A 22,084-nucleotide genomic window follows, 5' to 3' on the forward strand; every position below is an offset into this window, starting at 1 on the left:
TTTTTGACGGCCTGAACATCGTCAATATCCGACGGAAAGGTGGTTTTGTAAAGCAGATTGGGTACCACCCGCAAAGCGGGTGGTTGTCTCGGCGCGGCTACGCGCGCGCCAGGCTGAAGCCATTAAAGAAAAGGCGCCCCGAAGGGCGCCTTCATGCGCATATGCATTCCAACCGTGCGCAAAGCAAAACCCGCCGTCGCCCCAAAGGCGCCGGCGGGCCGAGAATACGTCCGTTCGAAATAGGAGGGGGAGGGAACGGACCTCGCAACATAACTCATATATATACGAATCCGATTCATCCAAAATCGGATAAGTCGCACAAACGCTTCGGCAGTGGTCGAAACTGGCCTAGATGTCGCCTGCAAGCTTACGGGCGACATGGCGGCCCTGAACCGACGAGCGACCCGAGGCCACGCCCACAATGTATTCGGGATAATTGCCCGAGAAGAAGCTGCCCGACACATCGCCTGCGGCATAAAAGCCGCCGATCGGCTCGTTTTTCGCATCGAGAACGCGGCACTCTTCGTCGATCTTCAGACCATCGAGCGTGGTGAGCAGCGTTCCGCCGAACCACAGGCCGTAAAACGGCGCGGTGCGAATCGCGGAAAGACGATAGGCCTCTTTGCCGAAGTCATCGTCTGCCTGCGCGTCGAACTGGGCGTTGTAGCGTTCGACCTGATCGAGGAAGGCGTCTTTCGCCTCGCCCTCGAAGCCGAGCTGCTCGGCAAGTTCTTCAAGGGTGTCGGCCTTCTTCAGGATGCCCGCATCCTTCGAAGCGGCGACGAACTCCTCGAGCGGCATGCCGGCGGCCATCATCTGCTTCGCGAAACCAGAGCATCCCATGGTGTCGAAACGCAGGATGTCTTCGGGGGCATTCGCGTCGAACACTTCGCACCACACACCGCCCGGCTGCTGGCCCGCCTGGAAGCACAGGAAGTCATATGGGGTGGATTCGTTACAGAAGCGCACGCCCTTGCGGTTCACCTTCATGAACGGCTGGCTGCCGATGTTTTCCTGGAAGATGGTCCCGGGAAACGCCGCGTCGTCGCCTTCGCCCAGGTATCCGCAATCGACTCCTGCGTCCACCGCGCCGCGGTCGAAAATCATCGGAGCAGCGTCGGCGTCTTTCACGCCGCCCGCCCAGATGCCGGCGCGCAGACCCAAGCCGTCGTCGGAAAGGTAATAGCTCGATGCAGTGCAGCATCCCACGGCCGCAAATTGCAAAGCATTCATCATGACGGGATTCGCGGGGTATCCGCCCGTCGCCAACAGCGTGTTCTTCGCGTTGATGCGCACGTAACCCTCATCGGTTTCGAACACGGCGCCCGTCACCGAGCCTTCTGCATGGTCGAGCTTGACCAGCGCATGCTTGAAACGCACGCTGTCAGGGGCCTTCTGCTGAACGTGCTCGAGGATGATGTCGTTGCGCATGGGAGGCTGGTACGGGGTCAGGTAGATATGCTGAAGCACCGGGGTCATGTAATCGGTGCCGCCCGTGGCGTGGTCGCCCGGCATATCGACGACGGCCTGCTTGCCTTGAGCCGCCATCATGGCGTCGACCCAATCGAACGTCTCGGCCGATTCGTCGATCCACATCTTAATAAGACCTTGGTTGCATTTGCCCGACGCATAGCGGGTGAGTTCGTTGAGAAGCTTCATGCCGTCCACTTCGCCACCCTGGGCAAGCGCGGGCTTGGAGTTCACGATGCCCCAATATTCGCGCGTTTCGGGAACCTTGTCGTTTTTCTCGGCCACGATGAACTTCATGCCCGCATCGGCCGCAGTGCCCGCCGCACAAAGGCCCGCCGTGCCTGCGCCGATGATCAAGAAATCCGTCTCTTCGGTTTTCACGATATCGGCATCGGCGATGTCGGGCTCTTGGCCAAGCCACGCAGGAATGTCGGCGGCGGCATCCGTCTTCGCAGTGCCGGCTTCAGGCGCGCCTTTCGGGGCGCATCCCGTCATTCCCGCGCCAAACGCGGCAGCACCCGCCAAAGCCGCTCCGGCAACGAAATTACGGCGCGTCATGCACGCACCGTTTCCCTGGTTCGTTTTGCTCATAGCACCCTCCTCTGGTTCGTGCAGTGGATGCCCGAAACATTACGACCGCCTTGGGTGCGTTGCGTCACCCCACAGACGCGAACTGCCTTAACCCTCTTACGAACTGGTCTTTTATAGAAATTCATCAAGAAAATAGCCTTCAGAGGGTGAGAAGCGGCGCAGTGTTTTCCCGCCTGTTCCGGTACGCTTTCCGAAAACAAAGGGCGGTTCGCCGCCCATGGCGAATCGCCCGCCGAAAGAGCAAGAGACGCGCAACGCATACGACGAACGCCATGCGACGATCGCCGCCGTCGCGCCGCCGACAAGCGCAACTTCGGCGCGAATGCGATACGGGCAGCGCGTGAAAGGACCTCGATGAAGCCTTGCAACACAAGCAGACCCGCACAAGACGCGGGCCTTTCCGACGCCGCACGCACGTGCCTCGCCTTGGCGCTCGTGCTCGTTTCGTCCCACGTACTGAACACGAGCATCTTTCCCGCCGTCGCCGAAGGCCTGCCTGCCGCACGCGAGGTTTCCACGTATGGCGGCGTGGCGTTTTCCGTCTTTCTTGCCGTTGCCGCCTACCGCAAACCATCCCTCTTGCGCGAGCGATTCTGGTCGATCGTCTGCCTTGGAGCAACCGCAGTCGCAGCGGCAAGCCTTTATGGGGGAATTTCCGGGCAATACACGCCCATGCTTGCAATGGGAAGCCCGTTCGGCGGCATCGGCGGAGCATGGGTGTCGGTGCTCGTCGGTGTTTCATTGGCGCAGCGAGGCCCCAAGCAGGCAGCACTTGCCGTTCCCGCAGCCTTCGTCATGCAATATGCCGCCAATGCGGCGATCGACGCCCTTTGCAAGCCCTCTATAGAAGCCTCAATCGCGCTTTACGCCGTCACGCTTGCCGCCGCATGCCTGCTTGCACGCTCCGATGCGCACGCGGTCATGAAAACCATGCGCGACGCAAACGCCCCCGAAGTGCTGAACGTCACAAGCCCCTCTTCGTATCTTCCCTTTTCGCATCTGATCTTCGTATCGATTATGCTCTTCAACGTGGTCTGCGGCTATTCGCTCGCAAGCAGCGCGGCCGCCCTCCCCCTTGGATCGGCCGCTCTGTCATGCTTGCCCGTTGCGGCGGTTCTTGTGGCAACAATGCTCCGACGCTCCCCTTCGCTCGATACTTCCTACCGCGCAGCGGTTCTCTGCATCATTGCAGGGCTGCTTGCCGCGCCGTTTGCACTACCGCTTTGCTACGACGCAATGGGGCGCCAGGCGCACGACATCCTACTTTCTGCGGGCTCCGACCTTTTCAGCATGCTTGCCTACTGCATTGTTGCCGCCGTGGGATATCGCAATAAGCTAGGAGCCGTCTTCGTTGCATCGACGGTACTTGCCGCCCAATGGCTCGGCATCGGAATCGGCGCACCGATCGCACAGGCGGCAGCGGCGGCCGCACAAATCGTCCCTTCGACCCCATTGTGGACAACGGCGGCTTTGGCCTTCGTGTTCATTGCCTACAACTATGTCACATTGCGCAATTTCGGCTTCGATCGCGCAATCGAATCGGTTTTGCCCGCACATGTCGATGAAAATGCAGGCGGCGAAAATTCCACGGAGAACGGCCTGGCCTCCGAAGTAGAACCTTCGCGAAACCAATCGGCAGACGCGGGCGGCGAAGCGAACAAACCCGAAGCGGCGAACCCGGCAACGACAGCCCAGCCCGCCATCGACCCGATCGACGAAGCATGCTTGTCAATCGCCTGCGCATGCAACCTGACGAACCGCGAGACGGACGTGTTGCGCCTCTTGGCGCGCGGGCGTACAAGCCCCTTCATCCAAGAAAAACTGGTGCTTTCGCGCAACACCGTGAAAACCCATGTGCGCCACATCTACACGAAGCTCGACGTGCATTCCCACCAAGAGCTGATCAGCAAGGTAGAGAAGCAAAAGGCCGGCCTCGAGTAGCCATTAGAGGAAGTAGGGTTCTATATGGCGGTCACTGGCTATTTCTTGCAGTACAAGCAACGCGAACCAATCGCCCAGGGAGCGCACTGACAGTCATAGCGCATCGCTTCGCCATATCCGCCGAAGGAAGCTGGGAAAACAAGCCGTCGAAAACAAACGACGGGCATACAAAAGGAAGGCACCCGAGGGTGCCTTCCTGCGCAAATGCGTTTGTTTGTGGGTTGAGCGCAACGGAGTCTTTAGGCTTCGCTTCGCGGCTCGCCGTCAGGCTGATCGTCTGCGGACGAAGCGACCTCGACGGGCTTTTCGGCCTGCGTGGCACGTTTTTTGCCCGTAGCGCAATCGCCTGCGGAAGCGACGGCGCGCTTCGCACCCGCTGCATGAGCGCCACGCGGCTCGGCGGCGGCCTTGCGCCTCCACACCACCACGCCCGCCGCCACGAAGGCGCAGGCCGCTGCGGCGCAGGCCAGGGTCATCATGCCGTCGGAGGTCTTGGCGAACCCGAGGGCCCCGGCCACCTTGTCGGCCAGCTGGCCCAAGGCTCCGCCCGAACTCGGTCCGTCGCCCTGGCCGCCGCTACCGCCCTGCCCGCCCGGGCCGACCGGCTGGTCGGGATTCTCGGGGTCGGGAGCGTCGGGACCGACCGGCGCATCGGGGTCAGGGTCAACCGGCGTATCGGGGTCGACAGGCTTATCGGGATCCACGGGCTTATCGGGGTCGGGGCCTGGCGTAGGCTTGTCCTCTTCGAACTTCGGCGTGGCTTCCACCGTGAAATCAAGAGTGCCGCCCACCTTCGTGGGAACGCTCACCAACACGGGGTCGCATGCGAAACCCTTGTTCGCGGGCGCAAGATCGTAGCGAACGATCAGATACAGCCCCGTTTCCAGCGAACCGAACGTCACATGGCCCGACGCGTCCGAACGCGCGGTGCGCAACGGATCGATTCCCTGTTTTTCCGCATAGGCGGCAACTTCGCGCCCCATGGCTCGCAAGCCGGCCGCGTCAAGCACCGCCCAGTCGCGGTCGACGCCCTTGAACGCATCTTCGGTGGCATACGCGACCGAAGCCGACGCGGGATCAACCGTGGCGGACGCCACCTTGGTCAGCGCATAGCCGTCGCCCGCAAGAGGCACCTTGCTTCCGCCGCGATCGACCGTGCACGTAAGCCCGATCGACCCGTACGAAGCCGCATGGGCCGGAGCGCTCCAAGCAAGCGCCGAGCACGCCAGCACGCAGGCAAGCAAAAGCGCCGCGACGGCTTTCATGCTATGAATCGCGCCTTCTCGCATGCGCCTCTCCTTCCCTTTCGTGCACGCCTCGCGCGTCGGGTCGCGCATACGAGCTGCGCGACAATTCCTCATACGTTCGCGAACGCGGAACGCCCGCCAACGCCGCCGCCTGCATGGCGGCCCGTGCGCGGTTCGCGCGCACCTTCAAAACGATCAGCACCACCCCGATCGCCGCAAGCGCAAGCATCAGCAGCGCGTACGGCAGCGGAATGTTGATGAAGCTTTCCGTCTTGCCCACCGCTTCGTCCATGGCCTCCACGTACGGGATGGCATGGGCGCGCACCAGCAGGCGGTGCGAGTTCACGCCGTAAGGCGTGCAGGTGACCAGCGTGCACAGGTCTTCGCCCGCGCGGATAACCAGGCTTTCGGTTTCGTGCGGCAGCACGGTTTCGATGCTGTCGACCTGGTAGGCGCACGTCTCGTTGAGCACGCGGATGTAGAACTCGTCGCCCGTGGCAAGCTTGTCAAGCTCGGTGAACAGCTTCGCCGAAGGCAGGCCGCGGTGGCCCGAGAGCACCGTATGGGTGGAAGGCCCGCCCACCGGAAGCGAGGTGTCAGGCAAGTGTCCCGCGCCCACCTGCAGCACAGGCTCTTCCACCGTGTGATAGACAGGCATGGTCACATCCAGCTTGGGAATGGTGAGATAGCCCATCACGCCGTCGCCGTTGAGGTTGAGCAGCTCGTCGTAAGCCGGCAGGCCATCGGCCGGAACGGCGGCGTTGATCGGGGCCGCGGAATCAGACGTTTCGTCCTGGGGCGCGGCCCCGGCCATCTGTGCCAGATGCTCGTTGTAGGCGCGCGCCTCGCCGAGCATTTGCGCATACTTCTCTTCGGTAAGGTTTTCCACCGCTGCGTCGTAGTTCTCGATGACGCGGCTTGAATTGCGCTCCACCAAAAAGTTGCTCACGGTGGGGTAAAGCAGAATGCACAGCCCTATGCCCACCAGAATGAGCGGCAGAAAATCGCCGAGTCGCTTACGCATGCGCTAAGCCGTCCTAGCGAACGCTGCGCTTGCGACGAACGGCCCACACCACGCCGCCGATGATGGCGAGAGCGCCGACAACAGTGAAAGCGATGGTGCCCATGCCGCCGGTCTCGGGGAGCAGGGCGCCCTTATTGTTGGAAACCTGAATGACATGGGTGCCGTCCAAGGCGCTGCCGCCCTGAACATCGGCCTTCCAGCTAAGCAGCGTGCCATCGGGATTGTAGTTCGCGGAAATAACCACGATAACGGGGTCCTTCAACACGTTATAGCCATCCGGGGCCTTCGTCTCGACGAGCTTGTACGTGCCCTCTTTCAGGCCGACGAACTGCAATTTGCCCTGAGCATCCGTTTTCACGTCCTCGGCCGCAGCGACAGGCTGCTCGCCCGACTTGGCAGGGCGGAACACACCTTCGCTCACCTTCACAAGGTCGATTTTCTTGCCAGCATCAGTCTGCAGCTCGAACACAGCACCCGCAAGCTTGGTACCGACTTCCCCTGCTGCAATCTTGTCAACATCGAAGCCGAAAGTATACGTATGGACGATAGACGGCTCAGAGGTACCCGTTCCGCCATTCGTGGGGTCAGTGGTGTACTCGACGGTAGCCTTGTTGGGATTGTCCTGATCCAAAACAGCGGCATTCTCGTTGATAAGGGACTCATAGGTCACCGTGATTTTTTTACCATTGAATTTCTGGTAGTTGGTCTTGTAGTCCAGGAGTTCGATAACGAGATTACCGTCCGCAGGATTATTGGTTACCTTATACTTACCAGCCTCGACGGCGGCCTGCTCACCCTCGATCTGAACCGCCACGGAGCCATCGACAAACGTCAGGCCCTTGGACAACGTATCTTTAAACTTGAACGTATAGGTCTTGTAGTCGGTGGAGTCAGGGAGAACAGACTCGAGGGTGAAGGTCACCTTGTCGCCGACCTGAGCAGACGCATGGTCTTTGCCCTCCGCCTTTTTATCGACCGTGGGGTACACGCTCTTAAGCGTAGCGGTCTCGCCCGTCGTGGTGACCACGTTCACCAGAAGAGCAGCGGGCTCCACCTTCGTATCAACAGGAACCACCAGGTAGTAACCAAAAGGCAGACCATTAAAAACGGCCTGATACTTGCCGCCGCTCAACTGCGCTGCGGCAGATGTCGCCGTTTCAGCAAGAGGCTTATTGGCCGCCCATGCAGATGCCTTCAAAGCGAATTCATTCCTCTTGGCCGCATTATCAAGAGCTGCCACATATTCATAAGCCTTCTGGGAAAGCGTCGTATCGTTCGTCAGCCCTATCGTGCCAGTAAAAAACTCATTCCAGGCGGGATCGAGTTCGTACGTGGCGGCCAAACCATCACCGCTTGCCTTGGCGCCGAACATCTTCCATGCCTTGGCCGTCTTGCCGTCGAACGCCGCATTGGCGCTTTCCACGGTCAGCGTGCCTGTTTCTCCCGCGGCGAACGCCTTTGCGGGGGTGGCGATGAACGCCATGGCGAATACCATCATCGCCGCGACGAAAATCGCCGTTACTTTTCTTGCCGTTGACTGCATATCCATTCCTTTCCTTGCGTCATACGTCCCTTTTCTATGCAGAACCGACTTGCGTCGATGTCCAGCCTTCTTCATCACCGCCGTCCAGAGCGCGCGCTCCAGATGCGACGGCATCAAGGGCGCGTCGCTCGAAACGACGCGCCGCCTTGTCAGATGCGCGGCAGGTTCAGCACCACCGGCTCACCCGACGCACCGCCCGGTACGACAACGCCTTGCGCCACCGCCCTGAAGCCGAACGCCTCGCATGCGGCCTGCGCCGCCCTGCGCCTGCGATACCAAAGCGCGCCGCCCGCCATCAGCACGAGCGCCAGCACGACCAGCGGCCACACGCCCATACCGCCCGCTTCGGGAAGCGGAAGCGTGTTGGTGACGGTAATCACATAGCCCGTGCCGTCATTGGCTACGGTGTAGCTGTAGTCGGTAGTTGCGTCATATCCGCCGATGAGCACCTCGGCAACCGAATAGGTGTAGTAGCGCACCGCTGGCGGATCGACCGCCGTATCTTCGAACGCTACAGGCAGGCCCGTCAGCACCTTGCGCCATGTTTCCGTCCACTCAGAAGCATCGGCTGCGGTCAACGTGACGTCCAACACGCCGTTCGTACCGAACGTCGCGTCTTCCACCACCTCACCGGCAGCATTCACATACGTGCGCTTAAGCTTGAATACCACCTCGCTGGGACGCGTTCCGCCCGCGTTCGCGTTATCCTTCCACACTTTCCGCAGCGTAATTTCCACTTGCGCCAAACACGGATCTTGGCCATCGCCAGGTTCAGGCGTAATGCCGCCCTCGACCGGGGTGTTGATCGCGTCGTCCATAAGCACCGCCTTCGCAGGCGACACATAGGCATCCATTGCCACAGGGGCAACGCCGCCGCCTTGCATAACCGCACCCTTCAGGTCATCGAAAGTCGAAATCTTCTCGTAATGCTGAACCTTGTAGCGGTTGTAGTCTTCACCGCTCGCCGTATCCTGCTGAGCAGTCGAGAACTGGCCCTTGCCCTGCGCCACAGCCTGCCCCAGTGCAGCATTCATGTCTCGATAGATGGAATACAGGTTGTAGCGGCCTTCGTTGTCCTGGCCCTCGATTGCTTTCTTTCCCTTGCCGCCCTGTTTCTCGTCGAAATACACCGACTGCAAGTTGGTCATACCCGAGAACGGACCCACCAATTGCTCGGTACCGCGCACAACATCGCAGTACACCAACTCGTTATGCTCGAACAGGCCCTCCTTGTTGTGTCCCACAAAGCCGCCAGCATACCCCGCGTTATCAGGGCGATGGTTCTCATTTCCCGGAAGGCCCCCTTCGACCGCAGCGCCATCGACGTCCTGAGTGGCACCGCCGCCGAAAACGTCGTAACCCGCGCGCGAACCCGTGACCATGGAGTTGGTTACCGTGGTGCGATTGCCCTTAATGAGCGTGATTTCGAGATTCGCCCTGGTATCTTCACCCTTGATCAGGCCGTCCTTATTACACGGCAACTTGATCGTCGAATCGCCAATCGTCACGATGGCGGCATCCGACTGCGCAGGATCATTGGGGTCCCCTTTTGCAAGCGCTACGCCGATGCGCAAACCAAGCAGGTTCACATACAACAGATCACCATCAGAGAGGATCTTCAGGCCCAGCAAGTCTCCCAGGCCAGGGATGACGAAGCCGCTCAGGTCGATAACCCCGAGATTCTCCAAGTCTGCAACATAGAGCGCTTTGACTAGCTGATCGACAATGACCAGCAACAACTCCACAACGACGGAGTCGAGCTGCGTTTCGACGATAAACGACTTATCGGTTTGACCGATAAATCCACCGGAAACCTGGTCGCTTCGCACGATGCCGAGATTCGTCACTTCGCATCCATCGATCTTGGACAGATCGCCCATCCCCACAAAGCCGCCCGCGATGTTTTGCGCGGCATTGTTGCCCTGCTCGACGATGGGCTGCTTCACCTCGCCGCCGCTCGTCACCGTGAAGCCCGAGGCTATGCCCTCGACACGACAACGATCGGCATGCGACCCCCACACGTCCAACGCTCCGGCCTGCAGTTTCAGCAAATCGAAAACGCCCTTAACGCCGGCGGTCGCCTCATCCACGTCGACCGTGGAATTCTTGCCCATATAGCCAGCAAAACCACCTGCGTAACTCGGTGCCGTCACTGCGGAAAGCCCGCGCACGGTGCAATCCTTGACCGAGCCGTTCAACAGACTGCCCGCGAAGCCGCCCGCGTTGCCGAAATAGCGCAACGACGCCATGGTGCCGACGGTATCGGCCTTATTGGCGCGCACCTGGGCGCCGTCGGCCACGCCCGTCACATCGGCGTGATACACGTAGCTACGGAACGCATCAAGCACGCTGGCGTTGCCAAGCCCGATCAGGCTCAGGATGGAAGTCTTGTTGGTGCCGGCATCGGTGCCGCCCACATCAGCCGCACTACCCACGTCGGCCAGGCCCACGAAGCCGCCTGCGTTCTTTCCGCCCGTGACGCCGCGCAGGCCCGCGACCGTCAGCCTGGACTCCCCCTTCTTGCTACCAAGCACCGCCGATTCGCAGCCGCCCACAAAGCCTCCGGCGGCCGTAGCGAACTCCGTCGCCCCAGCCTGCTGGCACGATCCGTCAACCACAAAGCCCCATGCCTCGTCGGCGGGCGTCACGGACGCTCCGCGAATAGTGGTCATGGTGGCTTCAAGCACGTTGGCGACTTCGCTCGGCTGCTTGATGACGGTATCGAGAATGCCCTGCAAAAGGCCATTGCTTGCATTAGTGTTCGCATCGGTCGCAGAACCAGGAGCTGCAGTGCCCGCATAGCCGCCCACCGTATTGGAGCCTTTCACCAAGCGCAGGTTACCCACGTTACAGCCCGTGGCGCCCTGGGTGTCGCCCCAAATCTGTGCGCCTTCGGCATAACCCACATAGCCGCCGGCGTGACCAAGATCGTGCTTGACGTCATCGGCCGCAACGCCCGTTCCAAGCGCCTGCACGGTCATGCCTTCGCGGTAACCGACCGTGGAAGACGAACCTTGAATGCTGGGTACGAACACCTCCGCGGCAGAGACAAGCTGGCCCACATTGAGGTTGAGGCCTAGAATGCTCACGCTGCCCAAGTTCGCCGCGCCGCCGCTTTCCATGAAGCCCGCATAGCCGCCTGCAGCGCGCATGCCGCGCACGAGCTTTGCGTCGTTGGCCGCACCGTCGCTAACCACGCCGCTGCGCATGATGCCCACGTAGCCGCCCGCCACGCCGCCATCGCATTCGTTTGCGGTGACGCTGTACGCATCGCGGCCCGCCACCACGTTGAAGCCATAAACGTAGTCGGCGATCTTGGCATCGAGCTCCCCTTGCGAGCTCACTTTGCCGCCCTGAGCCAAATCGGCGCCGAAGCCGCCGTTCACGCCCACGAAATCGACCCACTTATTCCACGTGTCCATATCGACGCCGGACAGCGGTCCCGTCACGCGCGTCTGACGCTGCGTGGGGTAGACGACCGACAGCGCGGAGGCGAGCGTATCGACCTTGATCAGGCCGAACAGCAGGCTCAAGCTGCCGGTGTCGGCCGTATCGGCAGGACGCATATAGCCCGTATAGCCGCCCGAAACTTCGGTTCCGAACACCGAGCGCATACGGTCGGCAAACGCCGTGCGCGTAGGACCGGTGTACGCCGCAGCCTTCCAATCCCGCGTGTCTTTGCCCCAAATTTGGCCGCCTTCGTTATACCCCGCATAGCCGCCGGCCATGCCGCGCATAGTCGCGCCGTCAGATGCTGCCTGCGCACGCACTACGCCGCCGCAAGGCACGCAGTCGGTAGAACTGTTGCGCACCGTGGGAACGAAGTCTTCCACCAAATTCGCCAAGCTGTCGATGTTGACGAGCTTCTTCAAAACGCTGCTCTCGCCGCCGCCCAGCACGCCTGCCGCGCTGCCGGGCTCCATGCCGCCAGCGTAACCGCCCGCAGCAATACGGCCCACCACATGAGAGAACGAATGAGCGCTCGAATCCTGAATATGCGCTCCGGTGATACGTCCCGCGAAACCGCCGGCATAGCCTTCCTCGCCATTGGCCGTAGTGGCACGAACCGCATAACCGCCAGGCATGCCGTATACGTCGGAATGCTCGACAGTGGAAACCATCACATTGAGCGCGGAAAGCACATCCTTCAAGTTGATGGCCGACCCAAGAATTCCCAGGCCTTCGCCCACCGATGCAGTAGAGCCGATGTCCAATCGTCCCGCATACCCGCCTGCATAACGCAAGCCGTCGATGGCCCAGCGCGCCGCAGGGTCGTAGTAGGCGTCGATAGCATAGGCCTCAAGATCGCTCGGATCGACAATCTTGGTATGCGCGACTTTGTTCACGTCGCAATTCGAAATTTGGGCACCCGAAGCATAGCCCGCAAAGCCGCCGGCGGCACCGGAATTCGCATCAAGCGCATCAATGCGGCTCGCGCGCACCGTGAAGCCCTCAGGCGAGTTCACACCCGCGTCCGACACCGTGGCCACATACGCATCGATCAAGCTGAGCAAGTTGGACAAGTCGACTTTCAGACCCTTGATGCCGCCCAAAATGCTCAAACCGCCGCCACCATCGGCCGCAGCCGCAAGCGCGCCCGAGGTAAGAAAGCCCGCGAAGCCGCCGGCATAGCTACCGCCCTCGACGCTCTTCAGGTTGTTGACCGCCCATTGATCGGCATCCGCATCGTCAGCTGGCATGCCCTCCACCACGCCGCTGCGAAACACGCCCGCGAAGCCGCCGGCCTCGTCGGCCGCGACGGTAGCGTCGCCTGCGTAGGTCACGTTGCAGTCACTGTATTTCGGAATAAGATACGGAACGGCGTCCAGCAGGCCGGCAATAGACCCCAGTTTGAGAATGGCCGCGTCGTCGGCGACGTCGGCCAAGCCGCCCGTTTCCGAATTTCCCACGAAACCGCCCGCGGCGCCGTTATCGACATCAGCAAAAACGCGATGCAAGCCCACAACATTACAGTTAGAAAGCTGGCCGCTGCGGTTATCCGCCACGAACCCGCCGGCAAGCGCCGCCGAAACACCGGCATCAGGAGCCACATCGGCAATCGCCTCGACTGCAAAACCGTTCGCGCGACCCGCAACCGAGCAATTATCCGCTGTCACATTGACGCCCTCGCCCACGGCAAGCAAGCCCTTGATGCTCACAGCACCCAAACCCAGCAGGTCAAGCCCGCTGCCGCCCGCCAAGCTGCCAGGGCCCATGCCGCCCGCGAAGCCGCCAGCGCGCGTGCCCGCCCGAACAGAGCCGATGTTGTCGATATGCACGTTGATGCACGAACCGCCCGTCGCATTGGCAACGGCTCCGCCCGCATATGCATCGCCGGCCACCACAGCTGCGCCGTCGGGAACGCCCGCCACCGTGACGTCGCTCAACTCGAACGCCAGGTAGCCGCCCAAGCCGACCGTATTGTTGATGATGCCACCCACAGAAGCCGTGCCGAGCAAGCCGGCAATGCCGCCGGCGCAAGACTGAACGGCCTCCACCGAACGCAAGCCCTTGAGCACGACCGCCCTTCCGCTTGCCGGATGCGTCACGGTTCCCTGGCTCCAGAATTTGATGTCATTGAGATGCAGCTGATCGGCCGCGGCAATTACCACGCCGTCACCGCGGCCGACGATGCCGCCGGCGCAATCGTTGGCAGAATGCACGGTGAAATCGCCGCTCATCTGCACGCCCAACAATTTCGACTCTTCGACGCCCACCAGCGAAAGCAGGTCCTGCGCCGCTTCGGGATTGCTCGTCAGCAGGCCGTTAAGCAAACCGTTGACGCCTGCCAGCAGGTCAGAATCCTTATTCTCTCCGCGGCCGAGGTCAGTCACCCAGCCAACAGTGGCCGCGCCGGCGAAGCCGCCGGCAATCGCCTTGACCTTGTGCACATTCTCGATGATCCATTCGTGGCCCGTAGCCGAAACACTCACGGCGCCTTCGATGAAATCATCGACGGCGTAGCTGTTCGCCATAGCGCCTGCGAAGCCGCCGGCGTAGCATTCCGCCGTCACCGTGACACCCGAACGCACGGTGCATCCCACCGCCACGCTTTGCGGCTGAGCGACACGCACCAGCTCGCCGAGCAACTTCGAAAGAGCACCTTTCATTACGTCGTTGCGCATAAGACCCGCGAAACCGCCGGCATACAGGTTGCTTTTCACGGCATACGCATTAGCGCTTTCAACGAAGCAATCCTGGGCGATGGTGCCCACCATAGCTCCGACGAAGCCGCCTGCGTAGTCCTTGTCGACGGCGGTGGTCATTTCGTTCGCAGCAAAATCCTTCACGCCGCAAGCAGAGATGATGGGGTTCATGTAGTCGATCGGGATCAGTTGCCCCGCCTTAATCACATTGCTATCAAGCAAAAGCGTAATGACATCGCCCAGGCCGACTCCCGGTATGACATTCAAGAGCCCAGCAAGCAACTTGACCAAACCGTTCGCCAAACCCGAAATCCCGTCATAGAGCGTTTCGCCCTGAACGTATCCCGCAAAACCGCCTGTGTAGGCATTGATGCTTTTCACGGATACATCGGAAACCTCGCAACCCGAAATTTCGACAGGACCGACAACGCGGCCCACAAAAGCACCCGTCGCAAGCGACGTGGGGTCTGCGGCTCGAATATGCAGCAAATTGGAAACAAGCTTCGGCAGGTCAGGCACGCCTAAAGCCTCCAGCACGGGGCCAAGCAGCAAACCAAGAAGACCTCCGACCAAGTCGCCAAGCAACCCCGCAAGCGCACTAACCAAAGATTGATCGACATACGCCTCGGTAAAACCGTTATCCACCTTCACGCCCTTGAGGGTGATGTTGCTGACCGTCGCGGTCCCAGGGCGCGCGAACATATCGTTATCGTCGTGATCAGCCGAAATGGTCCCGAAAAAGCCAACGCCCATTTGTTCGCCCACGCTAAGCCGCCCAGATTGAATAACGCTCACGTTGCCGATGACGGGATTGGCGACCTTCGTGACATCGGTAATGCCTTTGCCATCAGCGCTGATGCAGCCCCACAGGCTGCCAGCCGTGCCAGGCGCATCGCTTTTCGCACCGAGCATCGCGCCCGAGAACATGAGAGGCTGCCAAGCGACACCGCCCAAATCGATATCGCGAAAGATGATGTAGTTGGCATCGGCGGCATAGGTGGCAACGCCGCTATCGACATCCATATTCGGATCGATTTCGCCTGTTATCTGATTAACTCCGCAACGACCGGTGAGGGCTCCATGATTCTCTTGGATTTCACCGAAAACAAAGTCCTGTTTACCGTTCTGAGACGCAAGGAGGTCGGCGTCGCCGCCATAGAGCATGATCGGATCGCCGTTTTCATCCTTGTCGACCTCCCAATGAACGCCTTTGAGCTTCGCCTGGTAAGCGGCTGTATGCACCTTCGCACCAGACCCGATCGCACGCAGCTGCTGCTCGTTACCGATAAGGATGTACTGAGTTCCATTGATTTCTTTGACGACTTGCCCCTTGAAGTCGCGGCCGCCGAGGGCATCCACCGCCGCGCGGTCGGCAAGCAGCACGTTGCCCGCTTCACCGTCGCCCTGCTGCAGCACCTCGGCACCTTCGATCGCCGCGGCATCCTGCTGGGCGTCTGACGCCTCGCCCGAAACGGCGGCATCCTGGCCAGAAGCGGCTTCGTCATTCGTCGCAGCATCGCCCTGCACGGCTTCATCATGAGGCGCGGATTCTTCCTGAATGTCATCAAGCGGTGCAATATTCGCATCTGAATCGGCGGCCTGGTCGACAGGATTCGTCAGCAGAGAAACGCCAGGCTCGTCATCCGGATAAGAGCACAGCGCGGCATCGACGGCCGCAAAATCAACCGCGGACTGGAAATCGAAAACAGGACTCGCCTGAGCATCACTCCGCTCGGACGAACCCCCCCCCGTGAGGTTATTCTGCTCGGAAATCTTCGCCGAGGAATTCTCGTCGAGCGCAGGGCTATCGGCATATGCCCTGTAACTTGTCGGAGACCATCCCAACACCAGCGAGAAGGTCAACACTGCTGCCATGGTTTTTCGAAAAAACACGCGCTTCTCCTGGAAGTAAAAAATCGCCAATTATAGCGGATCCAAAACGGATACATAAACAATCCAAAGAATCCCTTTTATATATTGGCTCTTTTGTGTTTTTCGTCAACTCAAAAGCAAAGTTTATTCCATTAAACGGTATGGAATGTGTATTTGCTCCATAACTGATACAAATTGACTCACATTAAAGGCGTGCATCGATCCATTCGTTGAACGATCCGAAGCGCGCTTCTACCGAATCGACGAATACCTTCAGATACTCTTCTCGGGCTTCGAACATGGCAGCCAGCACCTCGACGGCGTCCGGCGGCATAAGGCCCGCATAATGCGCCAGGTCGCGCTTATTCATTTCGGCATTGCATTCATTGGTTAGCAGATAATCGGCCATAACGGCTTCGCCCGGCACGCCGCAGACGAGCTGCGCGCTGGCGCACACCACGCCCACACGGTCTTTTCCGTTGGCGCAATGCACCAATGCAGGTTTGCCGTCGGACAGAATGGCCGCCACGATATCGCGGACCGCGGCCTGATGATCGGCCATGACGCCATACAAGAACAGCATGCGGTCGCCCGGCTTCCCGTAGGCGGCCTTCACATGGCGTGACTTGGTTTCTTGCGTGCGCGCGGCATCGTCCTGCAGATCAACCGGGCAGGTTCGCACGTCGAACGCCTCACACACGATCGCAGGCTCGGGGTTCGCCACGCGCTCCGTTTCCTTGCGAAGGTCATATACCGTTTCGATGCCAAGGGCCTTCAGCGCCGCCACGTCATCGGCCGTCGCATCGCTCAGCGCACGCGAGCGAAACAGCGTAGGACGCCCTTCGCAGCCGTCAAGGCCGGCGCACGAGCGCAGACCGAATTTTTCACGCAGAACGGCGGGGGCGTCCACCACCATGGCATTCACCTGACTTTCGACGGATATTCGCAATGCATGTACAAACCGCCTAGCCAGGCGGGTATTCAAACCGGAATCGCGGCTTGCAAACAGCCGTCGGAAAACGCCGAAGCGACGGCGCGCGAAACGCTACGCCGTCTTTCCGCCATCGTCGCGCCCAAGCAGCAGCGCCATCATTTCCTGGCGGTCGTGCACGTCGAGCTTGGCATAAATATGCGCCACATGGGTTTTGACGGTATTGCCGGAAAGCACCAGGTCTTCCTGAATGCCGGCACGCGTGCGACCGCGAGCCATACAAGCGAACACTTCGCGCTCGCGCGGCGAAAGGCCGTAGCGATCGGCCACCTCTTCGCAGCGCTGCGAGATAAGCGCGTGCAAGCGCGCCGTGGCGTCGCCTTCGGCAGGCGCCTCATCGGCCGCTGCGGGCTCGGATGCAACGGGTGCGGGCTTTTCGGAAACAGCGGCGGGCTGCACCGACGAAACTGCACACTGGTCGGCTACGGAAGCGGCAGGGACCGCAGGAGTCGCGCAGGCAGCGGGAGCCGCAGACGAACGGCGCCAATTCACGCGCATGGCGAACACCACCACGGCGTAAGCGGCCAAGAGCACCAGCGTGGTGTCGATCACCGTCGCATGGCTCATCAGAACCACCCATGCAATGGAAACGCCCGCATACACCGCACACGCGAAACCGATCACGCGATACGACGGAACGTCGAGCACATCCAACGCAGCAATGACCACGCACCAGAACAGCAGGTGCGCGAACAGCTCGTCAAGCTGTACCACGATGCTCAAAAACGTAGCCGCAGGACTGCCCGGATCGACATACAGCGCCATGGCGAACATGCCGGCAAGCGTCACCAGGATGGCGGGCTGGAAGCGCATGGACATAGGGCGCTCCTGCACGCCGATCAATGCGAAGCGGGCGAACAGCACCAGGCACACTCCGCCCAGAATCAGGCTTGAAATCCACGCGATCGATTCAGAAAGGCTCGTATGGGTATCGCCCCACATGCCCAAGAAGCTCATGGCGCGCACCACGGCCAGCAGAATGCCGGCAACGGCCACGATGGCAAGCAAGTCGCGCTTTTCCGAAAGGCCCATGGCCATGATGCGCGGACGGCTGGGAATGCCGAATTCGGTACGGGTGCGCGACGTGCGCGCGGCAATGCCGGGATCCACCCAGGGATTACGCTCCGCCTGGCGCTTCGCGGCAACGCGGGCTATTTCGAACACAAGCGCCGACACGATCGGCAGCGCCACGGCAACGCCCACCTGCAAGCCCGAATCGAGCGACGCTCCGAACGCTTCGACAAGCACGAGCTTGGCGAACAGCGCGCCCACGATGCTCCATACCGCGCATGAGAAAAGCTGGGTGCGCGCAAGCAGCAGGTTGTAGCGCGCCACAAGCCAGAAATACCCCACGCCAGACACGCACAAGCCGAAGGCGGCCAAGGCGCCCGGATCGCACAGGTCCTGGCGATACGCCAGCGCGAAACACGCCGTGCCAGCCGAAGCGACCAGCGGAAGCGTAGACATGAAAAGCCTGTTCCAGCGCCTCATTCCGTGAGGAAACGCTGCGAACAGGATGCTGATTACGAGAATGCCCGCCAGAAAGAACGCACGCGGGTTGGTCCAGCCCTGCATGCCGTCGGCGGCAGGCATGAAACCGAGCGTGTGCCCCATGAGCGTGCACCACACAAGATTGAGACAGGAGCCGAAAGCGCACAGCGCAACGCACGCGTTCGGACGCGATTGAACAACGCCCATGCGCACCCCCTCGATTCCTCTTGCGACAAAAGACGTTCAGCCGATTCTATCCCAATTTCTGCATAAAAGGAAAACAAAGAGTCCACCGATCGCACATCGATTTCATCGAGAACGCGCTGATGCAAGATTTCGACGAAGCGTCCGAGGCGCAGAAACCAACGCCCCGGCAAAGCGCAGGACAAAGACGCCCGTCCACGGCGGCAGCGACGCCAAAAGGGAAGCCGAACAACGCTCACCCATATGGGCGATGGCTTTTGACCTGGACTTTTCGAAATCGTATTCCGCGGCGATACAAAGGCGCCCCGCAGCCGGATAGTATAGCCCCCAGATAACGCGCGCAGCGGTTTTACGACGAGACCCTCCTACCCTCTCGGAATTCCGTCCTGCGCGCGTTTTCGTCTCGCCCAAAGTAAGAAGGGAGGTCGGGGCGAGCGATTCCATAGGCGCGTCCGCGCCATCACATGACAAATAAGGGGGAACTATGTCCATCAAAAGCAAGATCGCGGCAACCACGGTCTGCCTTGCTTGCATGCTTTGCTGCGTCGCCGGCTGCGCGCCGCAGGCACAGGAAGAGCAGGCTCCGGCAAGCACGCCCGCCGCATCCGAGAAATCCGAAGAATCCGCCGTCACGCCCGAGCAGCAGAAGGTCATCGACGGCGAAGAAGGCATCACCAACGCCGACATCAACGAAGACGCCTATCCCGGCAAAGAATACCTGGACGGCCTGTGGGACCGCTGGGAGGCCATCGGCGAAGAGCATGCTCCTGAAATCCGCACCCTGCCCGACGGCAAGATGGTGCAGCGCACTCCTACCGAGTACGAAGTGAACCCGGACGCCTGGCAGATCCAGGCAGGCTCCAACTCCTATAACACCTACTGGCTCGGCGCCGACAACCGCGGCTGCGAATCCTGCCACGCCGACCTGGACGCCCTGCTGAAGAACCTGCCCTACGAGCATCCCGTGGCATGGAACGACACCCTGGACAACGAGACCACGCTCCAGCAGTGCCTGTTCTGCCACTCCTACGCTCCCGGCTACATTGCCAAGCAGTACGAGTTCGGCACCCTGATGCACGGCATCCACTACACCGGCCCCGGCAAGGGCAAGTTCGACGGCGAGTACGAGGGCAACTGCATGTCTTGCCACAACGCCACCGAGAACGGCCAGGACATGGAGCTGTGGGACCTCACCAAGTACGATCGCCTGTGGGGCATCAACAAGGTTGAAGACGTCCAGGGCGAGTTCAGCGTCGAGCAGGAAACCGTCCACAGCCAGGACGAAGTGTTCTCCTACGACTGGATGCACGCTTACTACGACAACATGCGCCACGGCGCAGGCGTCAACGGCCTGAACCTCGAAATGCCTCAGAGCCTGTTCGACAACTGGGAGATCACCATCGAGGGCAACGTGCCCAACCCCTACACCGCCAAGCTTCCCGACCTGATCGCCGAAGCTGAAGAGGCCGGCGTCATCGTGACCAAGGCTTCCAAGATGGTCTGCGACTGGAACCCGGTCGGCGGCGGCGGCGTTACCAACACCGAAGTCACCGGCATCCCGGTGAGCTGGCTGGTCGAGAAGGCCGGCGGCTACCTGAACGACACCACGGGCGTCCGCGTCCTGCGTGCCGACGGCAGCTCCAAGCGCGCCTTCCCGAAGAACAAGCTCGATGAGAACGAGGCCCTGCTCGTCTACAAGATCGGCGGCGAGTACCTCGACGCCACGCGCGGCTACCCCTGCACCAACTGGGTCGAGGGCGTCGACGCTCAGATCAACTCCAAGCAGGTCGCCAGCTACAAGGTGACCAACGAAGACATCGACTACACCGACAAGTGGGCCGGCAACCCCAACGCCTGGCATAACGAAAACGGCGACGCGATGAACAAGCCCAATGCCACCATCCTCGGCATTCCCGACGGCCTGATCATCAAGAACAACGAGCCCTTCACCTTCAACGGCTACGTCGACGCCTACGACAAGAAGGTCGTCAGCATGGAGTTCTCCATGGACCAGGGCGAAACCTGGACCAAGTTCGACCTGCCTGAGACCGACGTGAACAAGATGGTCTGGTGGAACTTCACCTGGACGCCCGAGAAGGAAGGCGCCTACTGCCTGACCGTCCGCGCGACCACCGAAGAAGGCGAAGTGAGCTTCGAGACCCAGACCGTCATGGTCAACGTCAAGGACGTCATGCCCACTCCCGAGCAGACCACCGTCCTTGAAACCGCAAGCCTGGTTCCTGCCAAGCCCGCAGCAACCACCGAAGAAGAGAAATAGGAGGGCACACCATGAAGTTTTCTACTCCTAAGAAGATTTTCGCCGGAGCGGCCGGTGTCGCCCTGGTCGCCTCGGGCGCCACGATGGCATTCGCCGACAAGGCCCCGCAGGCCGACGGCCTTTCCCACGACGTCGACGGCAACACCATCGACTCGCACCGTCTGACCATCGACAAAGACTTCACGCACGTCGCCGACGTGCAGGGCACCTTCGCCTTCAACCAGGAAGGCGTGACGCCCAACGACGAGCTGTTCAACGTGTTCGGCACCGCGCTCACCTCGATGTGCTCCAAGCCTTCCATCGAGATGCTCGACAACGGCGAAGGCGTTGCCAACTACTACATCAACGTGGGCGGCAACATCAAGAAGAACTTCACCGTGAACGTGTCCGAGATGAAGGATTCCGAGCAGACCGCGCTCATGGGCTGCTCCTGCGCCACGGGCAAGCCGTTCGGCCAGGCCGCCGTCGTGGGCGTGCCGCTGGAGTCGATCGTCGGCATGGCCGACCTCGAAGAGGGCGTCAACACCGTGACGGCCTACGGCGCCGACGGCTTCGGCCAGGCCCTGCCGCTGCAGTACGCCATCGACAAGAAGGCCATGCTGGTCTACGAGGTGAACGGCGAAGGCCTGAAGTCCACCGACGGTTCTGCCGTGCAGATGTGGCTCCCCGAGACGGTCGCCCGCTACTTCACGCGCAACATCGTGAACATCGAGCTGACCCGTCAGGCCGAAGAGCCTTCCGTGCAGCAGGTCGACCCGCAGTTCCGCAATAAGATCGACATCCACAACACCTCCGAGGGATGCGTCTTCGAGGCCGGCTACGACATCACCTTCGAGGGTGTCGCCGACGACTGCGGCTCTCCGATCACTGCGATCGAGTTCTCGTTCGACGACGGTGCAACCTGGACCAGCTGCGCCACCGACGGCGCAACCGCCGACAAGTGGGTCAACTGGCAGTTCACCACGTCGTTCGCGGAGCCGGGCGACTACAGCGTCTCCGTCCGCGCGAAAACCGCCGACGGCGTCGTGTCTCCGCTCGAGTCCACGCTGACGTTCGAGGTCATCGAGTAGCGCATCCCCTCGCGTGCTCGCCGATCGGGCGAAACGAACGACATATATAAGAAAAGGGAGCTTCGGCTCCCTTTTCTTATGCCCGCATGTTTCCTAAGCGAGGGCGATAGCTGCGAATCGACGTGGCACTGGACGGACACGGAGCCGACAGCCTGCGGAAAAGCGAGGCCCGAACGCACGACGGCCCGGCGCTCGGAGCCGATTCACGGGTTCGAC

The 22,084-nt window shown here is 60.9% G+C and carries 10 protein-coding genes; 3 read left to right on the forward strand and 7 right to left on the reverse strand.

The window, feature by feature from the left end; genetic code table 11:
• Positions 1 to 348: 348 nt before the first annotated feature.
• Positions 349 to 2,061, reverse strand: coding sequence for an FAD-binding protein (locus tag DMP07_RS06170; RefSeq protein WP_123198282.1), 1,713 nt, complete (start codon positions 2,059 to 2,061; stop codon positions 349 to 351).
• A gap of 528 nt (positions 2,062 to 2,589) precedes the next feature.
• Here DMP07_RS06170 and DMP07_RS06175 point away from each other — a divergent pair.
• Positions 2,590 to 4,002 (forward strand): response regulator transcription factor, encoded by a 1,413-nt coding sequence (locus DMP07_RS06175; RefSeq protein ID WP_244594897.1) that lies wholly within the window; start codon positions 2,590 to 2,592, stop codon positions 4,000 to 4,002.
• A 239-nt stretch (positions 4,003 to 4,241) separates the two neighbouring features.
• On the opposite strand, the gene DMP07_RS06180 is transcribed toward DMP07_RS06175, so the two are convergent.
• The 6 genes from DMP07_RS06180 to DMP07_RS06205 form a co-directional block, all read right to left on the reverse strand.
• Positions 4,242 to 5,291: a hypothetical protein gene (locus DMP07_RS06180; RefSeq protein WP_123198284.1), complete on the reverse strand. Its 1,050-nt coding sequence runs from the start codon at positions 5,289 to 5,291 to the stop codon at positions 4,242 to 4,244.
• Complete coding sequence (locus tag DMP07_RS06185; protein ID WP_123198285.1) at positions 5,269 to 6,273, reverse strand: class C sortase; 1,005 nt, start codon at positions 6,271 to 6,273, stop codon at positions 5,269 to 5,271. Before DMP07_RS06185 ends, DMP07_RS06180 begins: the two co-directional genes overlap by 23 nt.
• Before the next feature lie 13 nt (positions 6,274 to 6,286).
• Positions 6,287 to 7,822 (reverse strand): SpaH/EbpB family LPXTG-anchored major pilin, encoded by a 1,536-nt coding sequence (locus tag DMP07_RS06190; protein ID WP_211324529.1) that lies wholly within the window; start codon positions 7,820 to 7,822, stop codon positions 6,287 to 6,289.
• A 143-nt stretch (positions 7,823 to 7,965) separates the two neighbouring features.
• Positions 7,966 to 15,837, reverse strand: coding sequence for a Cna B-type domain-containing protein (locus DMP07_RS06195; RefSeq protein WP_123198287.1), 7,872 nt, complete (start codon positions 15,835 to 15,837; stop codon positions 7,966 to 7,968).
• 202 nt (positions 15,838 to 16,039) lie between these two features.
• A complete protein-coding gene (locus DMP07_RS06200; protein WP_211324530.1) occupies positions 16,040 to 16,783 on the reverse strand; it encodes a tyrosine-protein phosphatase in 744 nt (247 codons plus the stop codon).
• A gap of 96 nt (positions 16,784 to 16,879) precedes the next feature.
• Complete coding sequence (locus DMP07_RS06205) at positions 16,880 to 18,523, reverse strand: response regulator transcription factor (RefSeq protein WP_148039649.1); 1,644 nt, start codon at positions 18,521 to 18,523, stop codon at positions 16,880 to 16,882.
• Positions 18,524 to 19,004: 481 nt separating this feature from the next.
• Between DMP07_RS06205 and DMP07_RS06210 the strand changes: the two genes are divergently transcribed.
• On the forward strand, positions 19,005 to 20,798 hold the full coding sequence (locus DMP07_RS06210) for a molybdopterin-dependent oxidoreductase (protein WP_123198290.1): 1,794 nt from the start codon (positions 19,005 to 19,007) through the stop codon (positions 20,796 to 20,798).
• Positions 20,799 to 20,809: 11 nt separating this feature from the next.
• Positions 20,810 to 21,868: a molybdopterin-dependent oxidoreductase gene (locus tag DMP07_RS06215; RefSeq protein ID WP_123198291.1), complete on the forward strand. Its 1,059-nt coding sequence runs from the start codon at positions 20,810 to 20,812 to the stop codon at positions 21,866 to 21,868.
• The last annotated feature ends 216 nt before the right edge of the window (positions 21,869 to 22,084 follow it).

It is taken from the genome of Slackia faecicanis, from assembly GCF_003725295.1.
GTDB lineage: Bacteria > Actinomycetota > Coriobacteriia > Coriobacteriales > Eggerthellaceae > Slackia > Slackia faecicanis.